Source organism: Methylosinus sp. H3A (assembly GCF_015709455.1).
GTDB lineage: Bacteria > Pseudomonadota > Alphaproteobacteria > Rhizobiales > Beijerinckiaceae > Methylosinus.
Genome location: NZ_JADNQW010000005.1, coordinates 189,075 through 208,388, shown reverse-complemented (window position 1 = coordinate 208,388; position 19,314 = coordinate 189,075). Strand labels below are relative to the sequence as shown.

Below are 19,314 nucleotides of genomic sequence, written 5' to 3'. Positions count from 1 at the left end.
CGCGCACGACTCTTCATCGTGGCAAAGAGCCGGCAACATATGCCGCCGGCTCGACCGGAAAGAACACGAAGCGGTCGAGCAGAGTATCCCTTCGACCGCGCTGGACAATTTACATCTCTGCGATCGTCCCGCCCTTGGCTTCGCAGGCCTTCGCCGATTTCGCGGGAATCCACCCCTGTCCCTTGCAGGAGTTCATACCCTTGCAAGAGCTGTTCGCGGTCTTGCACGCGCTCATTCCTTTGCAGGAATTGACGCCAGCGCAATGAACCGGCTTTCGCGCAGCCTTCGCGAGCGCGGGGCTCGGCGCGGCGCCATTCAGCACGAGCGCGATCGTCGCCGCGGCGAGAGACGCGCCGGACACGACTTTGGTCTTCATCGAAATCTCCTCGATAGTTCGTCCGTCGATCGAACGTGTCGGGTCCACATTGGACCGCAGACCATTCTTCGCTTCCGGGGCCGGTACGGTTACACGCAGGGAGAAGATTGTTCGCCTGCTATGCGTCGCCACCCCGGTGAGGTTCTATCGATTCCGAGACGTATGGGATTTTTTCTAGAAGCGATGTAGCGCCCATTCATTTACCGCGAAAAAGCTGGGGAAGCGCCCGCTGAACGGCGCGGCCCTCCGGCACGAGGGACCAAAAGTCATCAATTTCTCGCCGCGATCGAGGCTGCTTGATGCGCTCGAGTCTGCGAGAGCAGCCGACCGGATGGAGCCATGCAGTAGTTCGCGTCTGAAGGGTCGCGATGGACGCGAAAAAAAGATGGACGTGGGACGAATCCATTCTGGTGTTTTTCACCTCTTGCTTATCGGGGGAATTATCCCTCGGACGAAGCGATCAGGAGTGAGGAACATGCTGTACGTGAAGAATGTACCCGGCTGGGAGCGTGTCGTCAGGTTGGGAATGGGAGCCGGCCTTCTCGTCGCCGCAGTGATCTCTTTTGGCGCGTCGCCCACCGGATGGAGCGTCGGTGGCTTGGGAGCCATGGCGGCTATGTCCGGCCTCTTCGGCTTTTGTCCTGCCTGCGCGATGGTCGGACGTAAGCTGAAGCGCTGACGAAGGACAGTCGATGGCGGCGCGCACGCATCACCTCGTCGTTCGGGCGCAAGGCGGAGATGCCGCGGCGCTCGAGCAGCTGTTGTCGGAATGTCGGTTCGACGCCCGTCGCTATGCGGTGCGGCACTGCGTGACTAGCGAGATCGATGACGCTGTGCAGGAGGCCTTGCTGATCGTGGCGCGCCGCCTTCATGCGCTGGAGTCGGCGGCGTCTTTTGCAAGCTGGCTATTCACGATCGTACGCCGTGAGTGCCGACGCCTCTCCCGGAAAGTTTTTATGCATGAAGAGCTAGACGAAGAAAAATTCGAGGCGAGATTCGCTGCGCGCTCAATGGGCGAGCTCCGATCAGAGTTATTTTGCGCATTGGATTCGCTGCCGGCTCATTATCTGGAGATCATCCTGTTGAGAGACGTCGAGGAATTGACCATCTCCGAAATATGTGAACGGCTCGGGATCAGCGTCGCTACAGCGAAAGTGCGCCTCCGACGCGCGCGCCTGCTGGTCCGTGAATATCTCACAGGCGTGGATATGATGGTGTGACGGGCTACAATCACACTGGAATTGACCTTAAGTGAGAATTGGGATGGCGCTCGCGCCAGAGTGGCGGAGCTTCATTTCGAACGATGGATTCGCTCGGTAGCTATATCGCCGCGTCACAGGCGCTCATGGTCGCGGACCGAGGGAGCATCAGTCGAGCTGCTCGGATTCTTGGAGATTGGCAATCGGCGGTGCGGCGCCGAATTCTGATGCTGGCTCGAGTTCGCCGAGGGCGACTCTGCGAAATTGATCTCTGATCTCATGGACCGTCGCCTCAATGTCGCATCCGTCGTTTGCGGCCCGTCGGTCTGTGGGTGTGATACAGAGGAGCTATGGTGCTCCGACATGTGGGTCGCCTTTATTTTCTCAATTTCGTGACCGTCCTTTTGGCATCAACAGCGAGTGGAATGAAGCAGAAGATCCGGCCACCCAGCGATCCTCGATAGGGAGCCTCGCGGCTGTGGCGGTACACTCGAAATTGCACGGATGTGTTCGGCACCGCCAGTGTCAAAGACGTCTCGTCGGCGGCGATGATATCGACTTCGAGCGCCTCTCCAGGCCGGTCTATGTCAGAGAGAGTTATTCGTCTTTCCACAACAATGCTCCCAAAACAAAATCCTTGAAATGTGATCGACGTCAATCGTGCTGCTGGTCAGGAAACGTCGGCTCGTGATAGCCCAAGCGCAATGAGCCGCCGTAGCCGGCTTACCCAGAACGCGATCGACTAATTCTCCGCCCGCCGCATTCTCACGTTTTCCAACGCCTCTCGTATCATTTCGTCGACCGCGAAGCGGACGTTGCTCTCGAGCGCGTCGAGCCCGTCTCTGCCGATCAGATAGAGAGCGTCGTCGACGTGCGATTCGAGGAAGTAGCGGGAGATGATCGGCTGGTCGAAACCTGCGCCTTTCGACCCCGCTGTGATGCTCGCCATCGCGGCGTCACGTAGCGCGCGAGCGAACTGCTCGCGCGTGCTCAACAAAATCGTCGCCAAAGAGACGGCGTGACCCAAATGCTTCTCACGCATATTCGGACTCTCGGTGGTTTACGGACTCGCCCCCTCTGCCGCACCGGCGCTTCCCTTCCTCGAACCAGCGGCTACCGTTTGTAGAGTATACTCCGTAGATAAATACTCTTCAAGCTGGCTGGTTCTCGTCATGGAAATGCGAGAGACGCTGGCGCGCAATCTGAGGAAATATCGACGGGCGCAACGCCTGTCGCAGGAGGAGCTCGGCCATCGAGCCGAGCTCGACCGCACCTATATCAGCTCGATCGAACGCTGCGTTTATTCGGCGACGGTCGATGTCGTCGGACGTCTCGCCGAAGCTCTCGGAATCCCGGCGCTCGAGCTTTTGAGGCCTGCGAGCGAAAGCGCGGAGGCGAAATCGTCATCCGCGACATCGGCTGAAGGCGCCGGCACGAAGGGGCAGCCCGAGAAAGGCGCAAAGCCAGCTCGCAAAAGCGAGAGGTCGGCGCAAAGGGCAGCTCGAAGGAAGCCGGGTCCATAGCCGAGCGACCATGGACCCGAGCATGAGGATCACATCGGCGAGATCGCCGCTTCCGGCGACGCCAGCCGGGCAATATCTGCGAGCGCCGAGCGCAGTTCCGGCCAGGGAAATTCCGCATCTGTCGGGCTCGGCTCGCCGAGCTGAATGAGGATAGCGAGCTTGGCCGCGACACCCGGCAGGCTGGCGGCTTTCGTCTTCGGGACCGACGCTACAAAATCGCGCTCCTTGCCGAGAGCGGCTCGAAGTTCCGCGTCGACGGCGTCGAAGCCGAGCGCTGCCGCCGCCTCGTCCCATCGCTTTTGCTGCTCGTTGAACGCCGCGATCAGCGCTTCTCTCTCGATCGCCGGCTCGTTCGCGACCAGCTCCTCGATCTCGTCGACCGATTGAGCGATTTTCGGCTCCGGCTCGTCGGAGATGCGGATCGCGACCTCGGGAATGCCGACCGAGTGAATGAGCTTCTTCTCGATCCGCTGCCACTGGCGCGTCAGCGCGACGACTTCAGTGTGATTGGCTTGCCAATTCCGCCAAAGCTGCAGCGCGGGGTCGGACGGCGCCCCTCCAGTCCTCTTCCCGGACGGCAAGGCGCCGGTTCCTCGCAAAATGGCGCGCCAGCTAACGGCGGGCGGAGTCGTGCTATCTTCAGAATCAGCCATGATCCAAGCTCCTCTAAAGCATGGGTTGTGGTCAGGCCGGGCGGGATGCTCGAACATCCCGTTCGGCCGCTGCTGATGAAATTGCAGCCGGGAGAAGGTAAGCCGGCGAGAACATTTTAGCAACGCATATTGGAAAACGCGGGCCTCCATATCTTTACGCCGCAGAGCGGTCGGGCTGTTCGCGACGGCGCATCGATTACGGAGGAAACGGGTCCGTTCGAGGAAAAACCTATAGCTTGCAAAGCGATAGCCATTCGATCAGTGGCCTTTAAAAGGCCATTTATTTTCAATGAAGTAGGAAGCATTAGAGCGGCCGATGGCGGCCCTGTCGCCGGCATATCCGATTCTGGAAATCAGCTTGTGAAACCGGGCTTTTCAAGTGAATTCGGAGCTTCGAGATCTGAAATGGGCTCTTGTCGCCTCGCGGCATCGAAGCCTTCGGCAAGCGGCGGAGACGCTGAACACGCGTCAATCCACCCTCAGCCGTCGATTGCATGATCTCGAATGTGAGCTCGGCGTGGATTTGTTCGAGCGCACGACGGGTGGAACGAAGCTCACGCCGGTCGGTCGTGAATTTCTGGATGCGGCGCGGCCCATCGTCGATGAAGCGGACCGCCTCTTCCTCACATTCAAAACGCGACGCAATGGTGTAAATAGGCCATTGCGAATAGGGATCTGCTCGTCGCTTTCGGCCGGCAATCTGCGGGAGACGCTCGCGGAGTTGCGCCGCCAGATCGCGGATGCGGATATTCTCCTGGTCGACGGCGCCAAGGAGGGATTGCTCGGCGAGCTCGCCGCCGGCGCGATCGACCTCGCCATACTGACCTCCGGCGGCGGAAAGTGGAACGACCGCGTTCTGCCGCTCTGGGGCGAACGGGTAGTCGTCGCCGTTCAGGAAAATCACCCGCTCAATAGTCGGCCAGCGATCCAATGGCGGGAGCTTTGCGACAATCGGATATTGCTGACGCGGAGCGGCGTCGATTCCGAACTCGAGCAATTGCTGAGCGTGAAGGCCGGCGGCTCGGGTTCTTTGCGTATCAGCTATCAGGATGTCAGCCTCGACAGGCTGCTGAGCCTCGTCGGCGCCGGTTATGGCGTCGCGCCACTGCTCGAAGGCGCCGCCGGATTTAGCTGCCCCGGAGTGACTCATCGCGAGCTGCATGGCGACTGTGGGCAAATGCGGCTTCAGTTCGCGGCCTATTGGAAAGAGACGAACAGTAATCCGATGCTGCAACCATTTCTCGGTTTGCTGCGCGCCCGCTATCCTGACCTTTCGGTTTCCGCGACATCGGGTTGAGGTTTCGGACGCGTCCGTGTCTTCGCGAAGGCTCGGTCTGTCGCGATGAAGCGCTGCAGCATCGGAACAATCAGCTTGAGCGGATCGGCGATGGTCTGCCCATTGGCTCGGCCGAGCGCGTCGGCATAGGCGGCAAGATCGCGATGCAGAGAGGCAGGAATCTCGACGGTGATTTTGACGGGCTTGTCGTCGGCGAGCGGACCGAGCTTCAGTTTCGTCACGGCGCCATTCCTTCCTTATATGGAGCCAATAGAAGATCCCGCGTCACGAGCACGCGAACAGGAAAGCCCGGGCGAATGGTGAGAGTGGGCTGGATATTGAGCTGGCGCTGAACGAGCAATTGCCCGGTCTGGCTGGCGCTGTTGGAGCCGCCGCGACGGATCGCTTGAATTAGGCTGCTCTCACTGCCCGTCGTTCCCGCTTCGGCGCCGATACTGAGGAGCGTCGAGAGCGCGGCTCCTTTGAGAAGCATGTCCCAATGATTGTCGACCTCGTCCTCGAGACCGGCGTAGCCGGCCGCGTCGGCGCCGGGTTGCCGCTCCAGCACGATCGAGGTCCCGTTGGGCATGATTAGCCGTGTCCAGGCGAGAAGCACGCGCCTCTGGCCGTAGGCGACGGAACTGTCGTATTGGCCGATCAATTTCGCGCCCTGCGGGATGAGCAATAATTTCCCTGTCGGACTGTCGTAGACCGCTTCGGTCACCTGCGCGGTGATCTGTCCTGGGAGATCGGAGCGGAGGCCGGTGATGAGCGCGGCGGGGATCACCGTTCCGGCCAGGACGACGTACGGCGATGCAGGCTTGGCGAGCCGATCGGGACTGACGGTTCGCCGATCGGTCGATGCAGTCAGAAAAGCGGTCTTGCGATCCTGCATGTTCTGCGCGGAGCCGGCGTCGACAGATGGCGTCGCGACTGCGCCAGCGTCGCCCGCGGCGATCATGGTCGGAGCGATCGGCGCGATCGGCCTCTCACGCTCACTCGTCTGAGCAAAGAGGCGGCTCACGCGCGCGGCCTCACCTTCCTGCGCGCGGCGCTGCGCTTCGGGATCGGACGCCGATGCGCCGACAATCGTCGTATTGCCGGCCGCGCCAGCATTCAGAATGGGCCGGCCGAGATCGCCCGGCAGAGGCGGCCCGAGCGGCGGCGCCGGGCGCGGCACTCCCGTGTAGTCCTTGGGCAGGTTGGCGAGACCGTCGGCGGCGGGACGATTCTGCGTGTTGTAGAGTTCCTGGGCCGCGCCGGTTCTGTCGCGGGGCTGCAGGGCGTAGCCGAGCGCGCCGGCGATCGCGAGGGCGGCGACGCTCGCCATGCCGATCAGCACTTTGCGCGACAGTCGCGTCACGCGCGGGCGTTCGCCTCGGAGGCGAAGGTCCGGGGTGATCGGTGGCGCAGCGAACCTCTCGTCATTCGCGTCCGGCGTCATGACCGCGGCCTTCCATCGGTGCGGACGATGCGCACGCGCCTTTCGCTGTCCGCGTCTCCAAGGCGGAGCTCGGCGGCGGCGAAGAGGCGATCGACGATGTAGTAGTTGCGACTCACGCGATAATTGACGAGTTCCGATCCGCCGGCCGGACCGATGACGAAGAGCGGCGGCGTCTCGCCCTGGCGAATCCCCGTCGGGAATTCGATATAGACCTTCGATCCATCGTCGAAGGCGCGTAGCGGCCGCCACGCCGGACTGTCGCCCTGGATCGCATAGCGGAAATTCAGCGTGGAGACGTCGACGCCGGTCGCGATCGGCGCCGCGGATTCCGCAGTAACGTTTTGCCGGCGCAAGGCGATGAGCTGATCTTCGGGATATTGCCAGGAGACCGAGGCCATGTAGGTCTTCTCGGTCGATCGCAGCTCGAGCAGATAGGTGCGCCGATCGGTGTTGACGACGAGATTTGTGACGAGGTCGGGCCGCGTCGGCTTGACGATGATGTGGATTTTTCTGGTCGCGCCGGCGCCGCTCTCCGTGTCGCCGATGATCCAGCGGACGGTGTCGCCCGCGGCAACAGGGCCAGAGCCGACGAGTTGTTCGCCCTCCTGCAAGGCGACGTCGGTGATTTGCCCGGGCGCGGCATAGACCTGATAGAGCGCGCCGCTCGAGAAGGGATAGACCTGCACGGCATTGATGAATCCATCGCGCGCCGGCTGCACACGGGCGGCGGCGTTGGCCTGATTGACGCGCACGGCCGGATCGGCGGGCTCGGGCGGCGCCTTGCCGGCGGGAAGCGGCTTCAATTGGCCCGGCAAGGGAAGAGGCTTGGCGAGCGTGACGATTTTCACCGGCGCCGGCGGATCGGCGGAGAGCCGCGCCGGCGCGGCGTCGTCGTAATCGATGTCGGGCGGAATGAATTTCGCGCATCCGGCGAGCGACGCGGCGGAGATGAGCAGAGTAGCCAAGCCGGCTTTACGGAGAGATGCGTTTCCGCCTATCCGGAACCGCATGTTCGCGGCGATGTGCGAAGCCGGATCGCCGGCTTTCAGGAAATTCGGCCGGGTCATTGTCCGAGCTCCTTCGACCAGTTGATGGCGTTGACGTAGACGCCGAGAGGATTCTTGCGGAGGCGATCGGCGTCGGTCGGCGACTGGATGACGATGGTGAGGATCGCCGTCCATCGCGTGGTGTCGGCGAGCGCGCCGTCCTGATAGCGGCGCTCGATCCAGGCGACGCGGAACGAGTCGGCCGAGGCGCGAATGACGCTGGAGACGTCGACGGCGATCTGCTGCTTGCCGAGCCTGGCGAAGGGATCGTTGGCGCGCGCATAGTCGTTGAGCGCGGCGGCTCCCGCCGTCGTCGTGAAGTCGTAGGCCTGCAGCCAACTCTGCCGGACGACGACCGGGTCGGCGGGCGCGGCGCGCACATCCTTGATGAAGCGGGCGAGATACCAGGCGATCTGCGGATCGGACGGCGTGTAATCGGCCGTCGCCGGCGCGACGGCGTGCGCCTCGCCGAGCCGATCGATTTGAACGACCCAGGGGACGACGGTCCCATGCGTCGACTGCCAGACGAGACCGGCCGCGAGGCCGCAGGACAAGAGCAGCGAGCCGAAAGCCATCAGCCGCCAGTTCTTCGCCTGGACCCGCGCGGAGCCGATGCGCTCGTCCCAGACTTGCGCGGCTCTCTGATAGGGCGTCTCCGGTTCGGGCGTGCGGCCATAGCGCACCGAGGCGCGTCGGAACATGGTCTATTCCTGTTGTGAGAGATCGACGGAATGGCCGCCGCCGTGGCTGTCGCCGGACTGAATGACATGCGCGGCGGTCGACGCGCCGTGGCTCGCGAGCTGATTTCGTTTCATGCGCTGCGCCCAGGCGGGCGGCGCATTCGCTGGCGGAGCGCTGGTTGCGCCGTCGCCGACCGCGCCTGTCGTTGCCGAACCGCCAGTCGCTGCGAAGGCGGCGCGCGCGCCGGCGGAATAGTTCTCGGCCAAGGAGTTCGCCGCGCGTGCGGCCGCGCGGCGGAACGGAGCCGTTGCGACGGCGCCCGCCGCTCGGCCGACGCCGGCAAGTCCGGCGGCGACAGCCGAAGGCCCGGACTCGGCGGCCGAACCGAGCGCATAGGCGGAAGCGGCCCCGCCGGCGAGCCTCGCCCCGCCGCGCGCGGTGGCGGCGGCGCCCGAGGCGGCGGCCGTCGCTCCCCTTCCGGCGAGGCCGAGCGCTGCGCCTCCGACCATACCGGCGCCCGCGACGGCGACGCCGGTTCCGACCGCCGCGCCGGCGCCGAGCTGCGGCGCGCCGGAGACGAGGCCGGTGGCAATGCCGGGACCGAATATGCCGAGTCCGAGCATGGCGAGCGCGGCGAGCACGACCGAGAGCGTCTGCTCGATCGTCGGCTGCTCGCCGCCATAGCTTGTCGTGAATTGCGAGAAGAGTCCCGAGCCGATTCCGACGATGACGGCGAGCGTCATCACTTTCACGCCCGAGGCGACGATGTTGCCGAGCACCTTCTCGGCGAGAAAGGCGGTCTTGTTGAAGAGCGCGAAAGGAATGAGCACGAAGCCGGCGAGCGTCGTCAGCTTGAACTCGATCAGCGTGACGAAGAGCTGCACGGAAAGGATGAAGAAGGCGATGATGATCAGCAGCCAGGAAATCATCAGCACGGCGATCTGAACGAAATTGGCGAAGAAGGACGCAAAGCCCATCATCTGGCTCGCCGCGTCGAGCAGCGGCTGACCGGCGTCGAGGCCGACCTGAGCGAGACGGCCCGGCCGCAGGAACTCAGTGGTCGACACCGAAGAGCCGCCGGCCTTGAGGCCGACGCCGGCGAAGCTATTGAAGACGATTCCCGAGAGCTTGTTGAAATTGGTAATGAGGAAGGCGAAGAAGCCGATGTAGAGCGTCTTCCTGACGAGCCTCTGGATCACATCCTCGTCGGCGCCCCAGGCCCAGAACAGGCCGGCGAGCGTGATGTCGATCGCGATCAGCGTGGAGGAGAGATAGGCGACGTCGCCCTTCAGCAAGCCGAAGCCGGAATCGATATAGGTCGTGAAGGTGTTCAGAAAGGTGTCGATGACGCCGATATTCATGGCGCGGCGCCTTTCGATGTAGCAGCGGCCGGCGCGGCCGTGGGAGGCGTCGGCCGCGCCGGCCTGCCGAAGAAGCGGCGGCGGTTCTTCGTCCAGACCGCCTCACAGCGCTGGTCTTCGGCATTCTGGAGCGCGAGCGCGCCGCAGCGGCGCAGCTCGGCGGAAAGATCGTCGGGAACGATGCCGTAGGACGCGCCGGCGTCACGGACGACTGGCGCAGGCGCATCGAAATCGATCGCGGAGAGAGTCGCGACCAATGTGGCGATCAGAATGAGGATCGCGCCGGCGCGCCATATGTCCCATCGTCCCATCAGCGCGCCTCAATTGCCGTGGAACATGGTGACATTGCCCGGCTGATAGCCGGAGCGCGTCGAAAAGCGACGATACTGCTCCTGTCCCTGCGCCTCGGTCGCCGTGATGCGCGATTGTTCCAGCGCATCGGCGCGGCTCTTCGCCGCGACCACGGCGACGAGATCGGAGAGCTGCTGCGATTGCAGCGCGAGCAGCTGATTCCCGGCCTGCGCCGCCTGCAGCGCGCCGGTCGCCGTCTGGCTGGCGGAGGTCAGCGACGACATGGCGGAGCCGTTGCTCGAGATGTTGCCGACGACGCCGGCCTGTACCTTCAACGAATCCTCGAAGGCGGCGACCGAATTGCGCCAACGCGTCTGCGCCGTGGCGATCAGTCCCGAGCTGGAGGCGCTCGTCGACGCCGAACCATAGGTCGTCGCGAAGGCGGATTCGATCTGCTGAACGTCGAAGGCGATGTGCTGCGCCTGGGCGAGCAGCGATTGCGTCTTCTGGATCGTCGTCTGGAGCTGGCTCAGCGTCGAGAGCGGCAGGCTCGCGAGATTGCGGGCGTGATTGGTCAGCATCTGCGCCTCATTGGCGAGGCTCTGGATCTGATTATTGATCTGCTGCAGCTCGCGCGCGGCGGTGAGCACGTTCTGCGAGAAATTGGTCGGATCGTAGACGACGATCTGCGCAGGCGTCGGATCGGCGATGATGAGAAGCGAGAGAGCCACGGCGGAGAACAGGCCCGCGCGGCGAAAAGAGCGAGCGGCCATCAGGAAAACTCCAGATTGGTGAGGTCGGGGATGAGGTCGGCTGCCCATTCGAGCCCGCGCTCGATCAGCCATCCACGCAGGAATCCATCCGGCCCGTGCTCGGCGAGGATGCGCTCGATTTCGGCGTGGTCGCTCTTGGAGGAGGCGGCGCAAAGAGCGAGGCCGATCGGTCCGAGCCCCAGTTCGAAGAGGCGATTGCCGCGCCGCGATTGGCAGTAATAGTCGCGCTTGGGCGTCGCTCGGGCGATGATCTCGATCTGGCGATCGTTGAGGCCGAAGCGGCGATAGATCGCGGTGATCTGCGGCTCGATCGCCCGTTCGTTCGGGAGGAAGATGCGGGTCGGACAGCTCTCGACGATCGCCGGCGAGATCGGGCTATTGTCGATGTCGGAGAGCGACTGCGTGGCGAAGACGACGGAGGCGTTCTTCTTCCGCAAGGTTTTCAGCCATTCGCGCAGCTGGCGTGCAAAGGCGGGATCGTCGAGGACGAGCCAGCCCTCGTCGATGACGAGCAAGGTGGGCCGTCCGTCGAGGCGTTGCTCGAGGCGATGGAAAAGATAGGTGAGCACGGCCGCGGCGGCGCCTGCGCCGATGAGGCCTTCCGTCTCGAAAGCCTGGAAGTTGGAATAGCCGAGACGCTCCTCTTCAGCGTCGAGCAGCCGGCCGAATGGACCACCGACGCAATAGGGCTGAAGCGCCTGCTTTAGGGCGGTCGATTGCAACAAGACGGCGAGACCGGTGAGCGTGCGTTCACCGGGCGGTGACGATGCGAGCGAGGTGAGCGCCGACCAGATATGCTCCTTCGCCGTCGGGTCGATGGCGGCGCCTTCCTTGGCGAGAATGGCGGCTACCCATTCGGCCGCCCAGGCGCGCTCGGCCGCGTCGTCGATGCGGGCGAGCGGCTGGAGCGACACGCTGTCCTCGGAGCCGGCCGACAGGCCGCCGCCGAGATCGTGCCAATCGCCGCCGCAGGCGAGCGCCGCCGCGCGGATCGAGCCGCCGAAATCGAAGGCGAAGATTTGCGCGCGCGCATATCGGCGAAACTGCATCGCCATCAGCGACAGCAGCACAGATTTGCCGGCGCCGGTCGGACCGACGATCAGCGTATGGCCGACGTCGCCGACATGGAGCGAGAAGCGGAACGGCGTCGAGCCCTCGGTCTTACCGAAGAGCAAGGGAGAGGCGCGAAGATGCTCGTCTCTGTCCGCTCCCGCCCAGACGGCGGAGAGCGGAATCATATGGGCGAGATTGAGCGTCGAGATCGGCGGCTGGCGGACATTGGCGTAGGCGTGACCTGGAAGAGAGCCGAGCCAGGCTTCGACCGCATTCACGCCTTCGACTATGCAGGTGAAGTCGCGGCCCTGGATCGCCTTCTCGACGAGGCGGAGCCGTTCCGTCGCAATGGCAGGGTCTTCGTCACAGACGGCGACAGTGGCGGTGACATAGGCCTCGCCGACGTCATCCGCGCCGAGCTCCTGCAGCGCGACGTCGGCGTCGGCGGCCTTGTTCGCCGCATCGGAGTCGACGAGGGTCGACGCTTCGTTGGTCATCACTTCCTTGATGATGGCGGCGACGGATTTGCGCTTGGCGAACCACTGCCGCCTGATCTTCGTCAGCAGCCGAACGGCTTCCGTCTTGTCGAGCAAGATAGCGCGCGTCGACCAGCGATAAGGAAAGGCGAGACGATCGAGCTCGTCGAGAATGCCGGGGTGGGTCACGCCCGGAAAGCCGACGATGGTCAGAATGCGCAGATGCTCGCTTCCCAGCCGTGGCTCCAGGCCGCCGGCGAGCGGCTCGTCGGCGAGCAAAGCGTCGAGGTGCATAGGCGTTTCCGGGACGCGGACGCGCTGCCGGCGCGTCGAGATCGCCGAATGCAGGAAGGTGAGCGTCTCGCCGTCGTCGAGCCATTCCGCCTCGGGCATGAAGCTCTCGACCAATTGCAGCACGCGATCGGTGCGATCGATGAAGCCGCGCAGCAGCTCCCATGGATCGACGCCGTCTTGCGCGAGGCCTTCATAGAGCCAATTCTCTGCGCGCGACGCGTCCTCCTCCGGCGGCAGCCAGAGGAGCGTCAGGAAATACCGACTCTCGAAATGCGCGCCCGCCTCCTCGAAGGCGTTCTGTCGTTCGAGATCGACGAGCGCGGAGGCCGCGTCGGGAAAGCGGTCGTGCGGATAATGCTGCGCCGGCGCCCGATCGGCTTCGACGAAAATGGCCCAGCCGGAGCCGAGACGGCGCAGCGCATTGTTGAGGCGGGCCGTCACGCCGACGAGCTCGGCCGGCGTCGCGCTGTCGAGATCGGGTCCGCGGAAGCGCGCCGTGCGCTGAAACGAGCCGTCCTTGTTGAGGACGACGCCTTCGGCGACGAGGGCGGCCCAGGGCAGGAAATCGGCGAGGCTGCTCGGGCGGCCACGATATTCGGCGAGGTTCAGCATGGCGGCCTCACACGCCGAAATAGGCCGGATATCGAAGATGACGGCGCACGACCTCGACGAATTGCGGATCGCGCTTCGCCGCCCAGACCGCGGCGCTGTGGCTGACAGCCCAGAACAGCGCGCCGGGAAGCCAGAGGCGAAGACCGAGCGCGATCGCTGCGGCGAGCGTGCCATTGGCGATCGCGACCGCCCGCGGCGCGCCGCCGAGCAGGATCGGATCGGTCAGCGCCCGATGTACAGGGACGAAGAAGCCGGGCACATTCTCGGCGCTGTTGAACCCGCTCATCAGATCAGCGCTCCGCCGGAGAAGGAGAAGAAGGAGAGGAAGAAGGAGCTGGCGGCGAAGGCGATCGACAGGCCGAAGACGATCTGGATCAGGCGCCGAAAGCCGCCCGATGTGTCGCCAAAGGCGAGTGTCAGTCCCGTCACCGTGATGATGATGACGGAGATGATCTTGGCGACCGGGCCCTGGATGGATTCGAGAATTTGATTGAGCGGCGTTTCCCACGGCATCGACGAGCCGGAGGCTCGCGCCGAAGAAGAAAAGATCACCGCGTAGGCGACGATGGCGGCGAGAATGATGAAGCGTCGGCCAAATGGGCTATTCGGAGCGAGGGGTATCATGATTGGTCTCCTGCGACATCTGCAGCGATCGAGTGGACTCGGTAATCTCCGGTGGATGGATCGAGGCCGTCGACCGCCGCGAGCTCTGCGAGGCGCCGCTCGCCGCCGCGGCCCTGCACAACGGCGATGACATCGATGGTCTCGGCGATCAGCGCGCGCGGCACGGTGATCACGGCTTCCTGAATGAGCTGCTCGAGCCGGCGCAGCGCCCCGAGCGCCGTACCGGCGTGAATCGTGGCAATGCCGCCGGGATGTCCGGTTCCCCAGGCCTTCAGCAGGTCGAGGGCTTCGGCGCCGCGGACCTCGCCGATCGGAATGCGGTCAGGGCGCAGCCTCAGCGACGAGCGCACGAGATCGGAAAGGGAGACCACGCGATCCTTGGTGCGAAGAGCGACGAGGTTTGGCGCGCGGCATTGCAGCTCGCGCGTATCCTCGATCAGCACGACACGATCGGCCGTATGCGCGATCTCGGCGAGCAGCGCATTGGCGAGCGTTGTCTTGCCTGTCGACGTGCCGCCTGCGACCAGGATATTCTCGCGGTCCGCAACGGCTTTTCGCAGAGTGTCAGCTTGGCCGAACGTCATGAAGCCGGCGATGGAATAGTCGTCGAGTGTGAAGACAGCGACCGCCGGCTTGCGTATCGCGAAGGCGGGCGCCACCACGACGGGAGGAAGAAGTCCTTCGAACCTCTCCCCCATCTCGGGCAGCTCCGCAGAGACGCGCGGCGAGCCCGGATGAACCTCGGCGCCGACATGATGCGCGACGAGCCGCACGATGCGCTCGCCATCGGCCGCCGACATTCTGCAGCCGCTATCCTCGAGGCCGCTCGATAATCTGTCGATCCAGAGCCTTCCGTCGGGATTGAGCATGACCTCGACGACGGTTGGGTCTTCGAGAAAGCTCGCGACGGCCGGTCCGAGGGCCGTGCGCAGCATGCGCGCGCCGCGCGCGTGAGCCTGTGAATGGAGAAGAGAAGCCGTCAAATCCGCCCCCGCTTCAGTCGATCGCGGGAGGGCGAACGGCTGCGGGGATGATTAGAAAAGGCAAGGAACCGGTGTAATCAACAAGGCTTTGGTCATCGTAGCAGCCCGTCGTAGCCCAGCGAAAAAATACTTGCTTCCTATTCGCGCGAGTCGGTGGCGTTCTCGTCGGCTCGTTCGGTGCGGAGCATGTCTTTTGGGATCTCGTCGAGCAGTGTCCGCCCCTGATTGAGTCGCCGCCCCAGCGCCTCGATGAAGCCTTCGTAGCGTTCGCGCCCTTTCACCTGGGCGGCCGCTTGCGCCTCTGGCGGCAAGGGCGGCGTGACGGTCAGCCAGAAGCGGACGAATAGCGCGAGCGCTTCGGTCGTGAGGCCGCTGTTGCGCTCTAGCCGTTGAACCTGACGGGTCAGCCGGTCGAGGCGGCGCGTGAAGGCGGCCTCCATGCGATCTGCGCCGTCTGGCGATAAGAAGGACGCGACGGCAGCCTCTACAATGGCGGAGCGTGTCAGACGTTTCTGCGCAGCGAGCTCGTTGATCCTCGCGATCATCTCGACGGGAAGCGAGACATTGAGGCGGTCGCGCATCATCGCCTCCTACAGCTTGAGGCCGTCAGCCGGATCCATCGCGCCCTGGCGGGCGAGGCCGCCCATGCGCTGCCGGATGATTTCCTGCTGGCGCGCGGCCTGCTCTGGCGTATCGTCCACGATGGCGAATTCGCTTCTGCCCCGACGCGACGGCGTCGTCTCCTTCACGATCGCGACGTGGTCGGGCAGCTCCGGCTCGCGTCTCAACCCGCCATTGGCCTCGTCCTCGGCCGTCGACCGCGCGAGGAGGTCGGTTGCCGGGCGCTGGACTGGGAGGGCGGACCAGTCATCCAGCCGGGGCGTGTGAGCCGCGTCATCCGGAGGCGGCAGAATCCGCTCGGCGAAGCGGCTGTCCTCATAATAGCGCGCCTTCTTCGCGCGGATCGGATGCAGGCCCGACATCATCACGATCTCGTCTGATGGCGGAAGCTGCATGATCTCGCCGGGGGTGAGAAGCGGGCGCGCCGTCTCGGAGCGCGATACCATCAGGTGGCCGAGCCAGGGCGAAAGCCGATGGCCGGCATAGTTCTTCATCGCCTTCATCTCGGTGGCGGCGCCGAGCGCGTCGCTCACCCGCTTCGCAGTGCGCTCGTCATTGGTCGCGAAAGACACGCGCACATGGCAATTGTCGAGGATGGAGTTGTTCGCCCCATAGGCCTTCTCGATTTGGTTCAGCGATTGCGCGATCAGAAAGCTCTTGATGCCATAGCCCGCCATGAAGGCCAGCGCGCTCTCGAAAAAGTCGAGTCGTCCGAGCGCCGGGAATTCGTCGAGCATCAGCAGCATGCGGTGACGGCGGCCCGTCGGGCGCAATTCCTCGGTCAGGCGTCGACCAATCTGATTGAGCAAGAGTCGGATCAGCGGCTTGGTGCGGCTGATGTCGGAGGGCGGCACCACGAGGTAGAGCGTGGCCGGACGCGCGCCGGACACGAGATCGGCGATCCGCCAGTCGCATTGGCGGGTCACTCTCGCCACGACGGGATCGCGATAGAGGCCCAGGAACGACATGGCGGTGCTGAGGACGCCCGAACGCTCATTGTCGGATTTGTTGAGAAGCTCGCGCGCCGCCGAGGCGACGACGGGGTGCGGGCCGGCACCGCCGAGATGGCGCGTGGTCATCATCGCCAGTAGCGTCGTTTCGATCGGCCGGTTCGGGTCGGAGAGGAAAGCGGCGACGCCGGCGAGCGTCTTGTCCGCTTCGGCGTAGAGGACGTGGAGGATGGCGCCGACCAGCAGCGAGTGGCTGGTCTTCTCCCAATGGTTCCGGCGCTCGAGCGATCCTTCCGGATCGACCAGCACGTCGGCGACGTTCTGCACGTCGCGGACTTCCCACTCGCCCCTGCGCACTTCGAGCAGCGGGTTATAGGCGGCGGAGTCGCCGTTGGTCGGATCGAACAGCAGGGCACGGCCGTGCCGCGCGCGAAATCCGGCGGTGAGCTGCCAGTTCTCGCCCTTGATGTCGTGGACGATGGCCGAGCCCGGCCAGGTGAGCAGAGTCGGCACCACCAGCCCTACGCCTTTGCCGGAGCGCGTTGGGGCGAAGCAGAGGACATGCTCCGGTCCGTCGTGCCGCAGATATGAGGTCTCCTGCCGGCCGAGCACGACGCCGTCGGGGCCGAGCAGGCCGGCGGCCTTCAACTCGTCGAGCCGCGCCCAGCGGGCGGACCCATAGGTCTCGGCGTCGTCGGCCTCGCGCGCGCGCCAGATCGACATGGCGATCGCCGTCGCGATGGACAGCGGTCCGGCGGAGGCCGCGATATAGCCGCCTTCGACGAAGATCGCCGGCGCGTAGGCGTCGAATGCGTACCACCACCAGAAGAAGGCGGGCGGCGGATAGAAGGGGAAATGGGCGAGCGCGAACCAGGGATGTCCGAGCTGCGGCTGGAAGCCGAGGCGCCAGGCGGTCCATTCGGTCGCCGCCCATATCGTCGTCAGCACGATGAGCGATATGACGAGGATCTGGCCCCAGAGAATCCTGGTAGCGGACAAGGACGCCTCCATTCGAATAGAGCGAGACGTCGAGACAAAGACGCGGTCCGAACGCATTCAAGCGTGTTCGCGTCGCGATCGTAGCGTGGCGAACCGAGACGAAAAAATACTGGCGCGTGAACCGGCGATCGAGATTCACCGATCATCATAGGCCCAATCCTCGTTTTCTGCCGATGCTCCATTCGATGCCGCCGTCGTCTCGCGCTGTCCCGGCGACATGCTGGCCGAGCTTCTTTTCGAGCGCCGGCGACCAGGGCACGAGCTGGAAGCCGAGACCGTCGTCGATCATGGCGAAGCGCCCGGAAGCGAGCATGAGGCGCTGGCGATAGACGCCAGAGATTTGATTGCCGGCCGCGGCCTGGTTGTGCGCAAGGCCGGTCACGGCCGAGAGCTTCGCGGCTGCGTCATTCAACTCGCCGCCGCGCAGCGTCGCGAGCAGGTCGCGCTGGAAAATGATCTGCCCGCCTCGGCGCTGAGCCAGCCCTTCTGCGATGAGATGCTCGGCGCGCGTCTTCATGGCCTCGCGGACCTCGCCGCCGAATCCGCCCATCGCCAACGGCGTCGGCGTGCGCTCGACGAGACGGTGATCAAGCCATGTCGCCCCCGACGCGCCGATCTGGCGGTCGAGATCGAAATCCGAGCGTGTCGCCAGGATGAGCGTCGGCTGCGGATCGTCGGCGCCGCCGAAGCGCCGCACCTCGACGAGGCCGCCGATCGGCGGGGCATCTTCGAACGCCTCGACGCCGCGCAAGCGGACATGATGGACGCGGCCGTCGGTCCCGTCGATTATGGCGTAGGCTTCTCCGTTCAGCTCGTCGTGGAGTCCCTTGTCGACCAGCCGACCGACGATCGGCGACGCCGAAGGCGCCGCATCGATGGCATAATCGCCGACGCCGCGGTCCTGGCCGCGCTCGGTGAAGGCGCGGTGCATGGTCTTGATGATGTCGCCGCGCATTCCGAGATCGCGTAGCGCGCGTTCCGCCTCGAGGCCGATCATCCATCGGCCAGGACCAGCGGAAGCGGCGAGTCCCATTCGCTCGAGCTTCTGAGCGCGGCCGACCATCAGGCGGCGCAATTCGGGATCGTCTGGGCCAGGACTCGCCGGGCGCAGGTCGACCAGACCCGTCTCGTCGGCGGCGACGCGGATGGCGGCGTCGAGCCGTGTCCAGCGATCGGCGTCGACCTCGCGCTCGAGCGCCGAGCGGATCGCATGTTCGGGGCGCGGTCCGAGCTCGATGGCGACGAGGTCTTCCGCGCGCGAGCGCAGGCCGCGGCTGATGTAATCGCGGGCGATGACGAGATCGGCGCCGGTCTCGTCGACGCCGCGCACCAGCAGATGGATATGCGGGTTGTCGGTGTTCCAATGATCGACGGCGACCCAGTCGAGCTTCGTTCCGAGATCGGCCTCCATCCGCCCGGCGAGGTCGCGGGTGAAGGCTTTGAGATCGGTCATCTCGCCGGCGTCCTCGGGCGAGACGATGAAGCGGAAGTGATGCCGGTCGTCCTCGCATCGCTCGGCGAAGGCGCGATCGTCGGCACGGTCGCTGGCCGCGTCGAACATCACGCCTTTCTCTCCATCGCGGCTGACGCCCTCGCGCTTCAGATAGGCAAAATGCGCCGACAGCGGCGCCGATCGAAAGCTGCGGCCCTTGTGGCGGACGACGCGCGCCTTGACGACGACGCGTCGACCCGGATCGAAGAGGCGGGCGCGGCCGAAGGCGGCGCGCCCGCGCCCGAAGCCGGAGCCGCCGGCGGCAGCGGATCGCGCGCCGCTATGCGGCGTCGCAGGTCCGGCCTTTCGCGCGGCCTTCAGAACCTCAGCGACGAAGCTCTTCGGCTTCGGCGCGCGTGTCGTGCGGACCCGTCCCGGACGGACGCGGAAGTCGCTCTCCTTCCGGCTCATCGGACCGCCTCGCCGAGGCGAACGACAGCCGTTAGAACGTAGTGTGCAAGTCGAGGCTTTGTAATTCCACGAGAACTCGCCGAAACCTGCCAACGACCGAGCGGCCTGCCAGACGAAAGACGAGTCGCGACAGCGACTTGTCTGCCGGCGTGGCAGGCGCTTTTATCTCGCCTTCG

At 64.8% G+C, this 19,314-nt stretch carries 21 protein-coding genes; 4 read left to right on the top strand and 17 right to left on the bottom strand.

Features of this window, described 5'->3' with window-relative positions; genetic code table 11:
- Positions 1–109 precede the first annotated feature (109 nt).
- Entirely contained in the window at positions 110–376 is a 267-nt protein-coding gene (locus tag IY145_RS03865) for a hypothetical protein (protein WP_196406993.1), read from the bottom strand.
- A 475-nt stretch (positions 377–851) separates the two neighbouring features.
- On the opposite strand from IY145_RS03865, the gene IY145_RS03860 reads away from it, so the two are divergent.
- Both IY145_RS03860 and IY145_RS03855 read left to right on the top strand, forming a co-directional pair.
- Positions 852–1,055, top strand: a complete 204-nt coding sequence (locus IY145_RS03860) for a DUF2892 domain-containing protein (RefSeq protein WP_196406992.1) — start codon at positions 852–854, stop codon at positions 1,053–1,055.
- A gap of 13 nt (positions 1,056–1,068) precedes the next feature.
- Complete coding sequence (locus IY145_RS03855) at positions 1,069–1,596, top strand: RNA polymerase sigma factor (RefSeq protein WP_196406991.1); 528 nt, start codon at positions 1,069–1,071, stop codon at positions 1,594–1,596.
- A gap of 721 nt (positions 1,597–2,317) precedes the next feature.
- Here the strand turns inward: IY145_RS03855 and IY145_RS03850 are convergent.
- Complete coding sequence (locus tag IY145_RS03850; protein ID WP_196406990.1) at positions 2,318–2,617, bottom strand: hypothetical protein; 300 nt, start codon at positions 2,615–2,617, stop codon at positions 2,318–2,320.
- 130 nt (positions 2,618–2,747) lie between these two features.
- Between IY145_RS03850 and IY145_RS03845 the strand changes: the two genes are divergently transcribed.
- Complete coding sequence (locus tag IY145_RS03845) at positions 2,748–3,098, top strand: helix-turn-helix transcriptional regulator (RefSeq protein WP_196406989.1); 351 nt, start codon at positions 2,748–2,750, stop codon at positions 3,096–3,098.
- A 29-nt stretch (positions 3,099–3,127) separates the two neighbouring features.
- On the opposite strand, the gene IY145_RS03840 is transcribed toward IY145_RS03845, so the two are convergent.
- Positions 3,128–3,751 carry a hypothetical protein gene (locus IY145_RS03840; RefSeq protein ID WP_196406988.1) on the bottom strand — a complete coding sequence of 208 codons (624 nt, stop codon included), beginning with the start codon at positions 3,749–3,751 and terminating at the stop codon, positions 3,128–3,130.
- 379 nt (positions 3,752–4,130) lie between these two features.
- Between IY145_RS03840 and IY145_RS03835 the strand changes: the two genes are divergently transcribed.
- Positions 4,131–5,048: a LysR family transcriptional regulator gene (locus IY145_RS03835; RefSeq protein WP_196406987.1), complete on the top strand. Its 918-nt coding sequence runs from the start codon at positions 4,131–4,133 to the stop codon at positions 5,046–5,048.
- Here the strand turns inward: IY145_RS03835 and IY145_RS03830 are convergent.
- The 14 genes from IY145_RS03830 to IY145_RS03765 form a co-directional block, all read right to left on the bottom strand.
- On the bottom strand, positions 5,012–5,269 hold the full coding sequence (locus IY145_RS03830; protein ID WP_036289647.1) for a DUF2274 domain-containing protein: 258 nt from the start codon (positions 5,267–5,269) through the stop codon (positions 5,012–5,014). The genes IY145_RS03835 and IY145_RS03830 overlap by 37 nt on opposite strands.
- Complete coding sequence (locus tag IY145_RS03825; RefSeq protein ID WP_196406986.1) at positions 5,266–6,471, bottom strand: TrbI/VirB10 family protein; 1,206 nt, start codon at positions 6,469–6,471, stop codon at positions 5,266–5,268. The genes IY145_RS03830 and IY145_RS03825 overlap by 4 nt, the downstream gene beginning before the upstream one ends.
- Complete coding sequence (gene trbG / locus IY145_RS03820; RefSeq protein ID WP_196406985.1) at positions 6,468–7,538, bottom strand: P-type conjugative transfer protein TrbG; 1,071 nt, start codon at positions 7,536–7,538, stop codon at positions 6,468–6,470. The genes IY145_RS03825 and trbG overlap by 4 nt, the downstream gene beginning before the upstream one ends.
- Positions 7,535–8,218 (bottom strand): conjugal transfer protein TrbF, encoded by a 684-nt coding sequence (gene trbF, locus IY145_RS03815; protein ID WP_196406984.1) that lies wholly within the window; start codon positions 8,216–8,218, stop codon positions 7,535–7,537. The genes trbG and trbF overlap by 4 nt, the downstream gene beginning before the upstream one ends.
- Before the next feature lie 3 nt (positions 8,219–8,221).
- Positions 8,222–9,559, bottom strand: a complete 1,338-nt coding sequence (gene trbL / locus IY145_RS03810) for a P-type conjugative transfer protein TrbL (RefSeq protein ID WP_196406983.1) — start codon at positions 9,557–9,559, stop codon at positions 8,222–8,224.
- Complete coding sequence (gene trbK-alt, locus IY145_RS03805) at positions 9,556–9,870, bottom strand: putative entry exclusion protein TrbK-alt (RefSeq protein WP_108915863.1); 315 nt, start codon at positions 9,868–9,870, stop codon at positions 9,556–9,558. The genes trbL and trbK-alt overlap by 4 nt, the downstream gene beginning before the upstream one ends.
- 9 nt (positions 9,871–9,879) lie before the next feature.
- Positions 9,880–10,623, bottom strand: coding sequence for a P-type conjugative transfer protein TrbJ (gene trbJ / locus IY145_RS03800; protein WP_196406982.1), 744 nt, complete (start codon positions 10,621–10,623; stop codon positions 9,880–9,882).
- Positions 10,623–13,058: a conjugal transfer protein TrbE gene (gene trbE, locus IY145_RS03795; RefSeq protein ID WP_196406981.1), complete on the bottom strand. Its 2,436-nt coding sequence runs from the start codon at positions 13,056–13,058 to the stop codon at positions 10,623–10,625. The genes trbJ and trbE overlap by 1 nt, the downstream gene beginning before the upstream one ends.
- A 7-nt stretch (positions 13,059–13,065) precedes the next feature.
- On the bottom strand, positions 13,066–13,344 hold the full coding sequence (locus IY145_RS03790) for a VirB3 family type IV secretion system protein (protein ID WP_196406980.1): 279 nt from the start codon (positions 13,342–13,344) through the stop codon (positions 13,066–13,068).
- Complete coding sequence (locus IY145_RS03785) at positions 13,344–13,682, bottom strand: TrbC/VirB2 family protein (RefSeq protein ID WP_196406979.1); 339 nt, start codon at positions 13,680–13,682, stop codon at positions 13,344–13,346. The genes IY145_RS03790 and IY145_RS03785 overlap by 1 nt, the downstream gene beginning before the upstream one ends.
- Positions 13,679–14,665: a P-type conjugative transfer ATPase TrbB gene (trbB, locus tag IY145_RS03780; RefSeq protein WP_196406978.1), complete on the bottom strand. Its 987-nt coding sequence runs from the start codon at positions 14,663–14,665 to the stop codon at positions 13,679–13,681. The genes IY145_RS03785 and trbB overlap by 4 nt, the downstream gene beginning before the upstream one ends.
- A gap of 137 nt (positions 14,666–14,802) precedes the next feature.
- Positions 14,803–15,246, bottom strand: coding sequence for a ribbon-helix-helix domain-containing protein (locus IY145_RS03775; RefSeq protein WP_196406977.1), 444 nt, complete (start codon positions 15,244–15,246; stop codon positions 14,803–14,805).
- Between the two features lie 9 nt (positions 15,247–15,255).
- Entirely contained in the window at positions 15,256–17,235 is a 1,980-nt protein-coding gene (locus IY145_RS03770; protein ID WP_196406976.1) for a conjugal transfer protein TraG, read from the bottom strand.
- Between the two features lie 145 nt (positions 17,236–17,380).
- Positions 17,381–19,138, bottom strand: a complete 1,758-nt coding sequence (locus IY145_RS03765) for a DUF3363 domain-containing protein (RefSeq protein WP_196406975.1) — start codon at positions 19,136–19,138, stop codon at positions 17,381–17,383.
- Between the last annotated feature and the right edge of the window lie 176 nt (positions 19,139–19,314).

Coding starts and splice junctions, on each gene's coding strand:
- IY145_RS03865 (WP_196406993.1), bottom strand. CDS start 376: ATGAAGACCAAAGTCGTGTCCGGCGCGTCTCTCGCCGCGGCGACGATC.
- IY145_RS03860 (WP_196406992.1), top strand. CDS start 852: ATGCTGTACGTGAAGAATGTACCCGGCTGGGAGCGTGTCGTCAGGTTG.
- IY145_RS03855 (WP_196406991.1), top strand. CDS start 1,069: ATGGCGGCGCGCACGCATCACCTCGTCGTTCGGGCGCAAGGCGGAGAT.
- IY145_RS03850 (WP_196406990.1), bottom strand. CDS start 2,617: ATGCGTGAGAAGCATTTGGGTCACGCCGTCTCTTTGGCGACGATTTTG.
- IY145_RS03845 (WP_196406989.1), top strand. CDS start 2,748: ATGGAAATGCGAGAGACGCTGGCGCGCAATCTGAGGAAATATCGACGG.
- IY145_RS03840 (WP_196406988.1), bottom strand. CDS start 3,751: ATGGCTGATTCTGAAGATAGCACGACTCCGCCCGCCGTTAGCTGGCGC.
- IY145_RS03825 (WP_196406986.1), bottom strand. CDS start 6,471: ATGACGCCGGACGCGAATGACGAGAGGTTCGCTGCGCCACCGATCACC.
- trbG (WP_196406985.1), bottom strand. CDS start 7,538: ATGACCCGGCCGAATTTCCTGAAAGCCGGCGATCCGGCTTCGCACATC.
- trbF (WP_196406984.1), bottom strand. CDS start 8,218: ATGTTCCGACGCGCCTCGGTGCGCTATGGCCGCACGCCCGAACCGGAG.
- trbL (WP_196406983.1), bottom strand. CDS start 9,559: ATGAATATCGGCGTCATCGACACCTTTCTGAACACCTTCACGACCTAT.
- trbK-alt (WP_108915863.1), bottom strand. CDS start 9,870: ATGGGACGATGGGACATATGGCGCGCCGGCGCGATCCTCATTCTGATC.
- trbJ (WP_196406982.1), bottom strand. CDS start 10,623: ATGGCCGCTCGCTCTTTTCGCCGCGCGGGCCTGTTCTCCGCCGTGGCT.
- trbE (WP_196406981.1), bottom strand. CDS start 13,058: ATGCTGAACCTCGCCGAATATCGTGGCCGCCCGAGCAGCCTCGCCGAT.
- IY145_RS03790 (WP_196406980.1), bottom strand. CDS start 13,344: ATGAGCGGGTTCAACAGCGCCGAGAATGTGCCCGGCTTCTTCGTCCCT.
- IY145_RS03785 (WP_196406979.1), bottom strand. CDS start 13,682: ATGATACCCCTCGCTCCGAATAGCCCATTTGGCCGACGCTTCATCATT.
- IY145_RS03775 (WP_196406977.1), bottom strand. CDS start 15,246: ATGCGCGACCGCCTCAATGTCTCGCTTCCCGTCGAGATGATCGCGAGG.
- IY145_RS03765 (WP_196406975.1), bottom strand. CDS start 19,138: ATGAGCCGGAAGGAGAGCGACTTCCGCGTCCGTCCGGGACGGGTCCGC.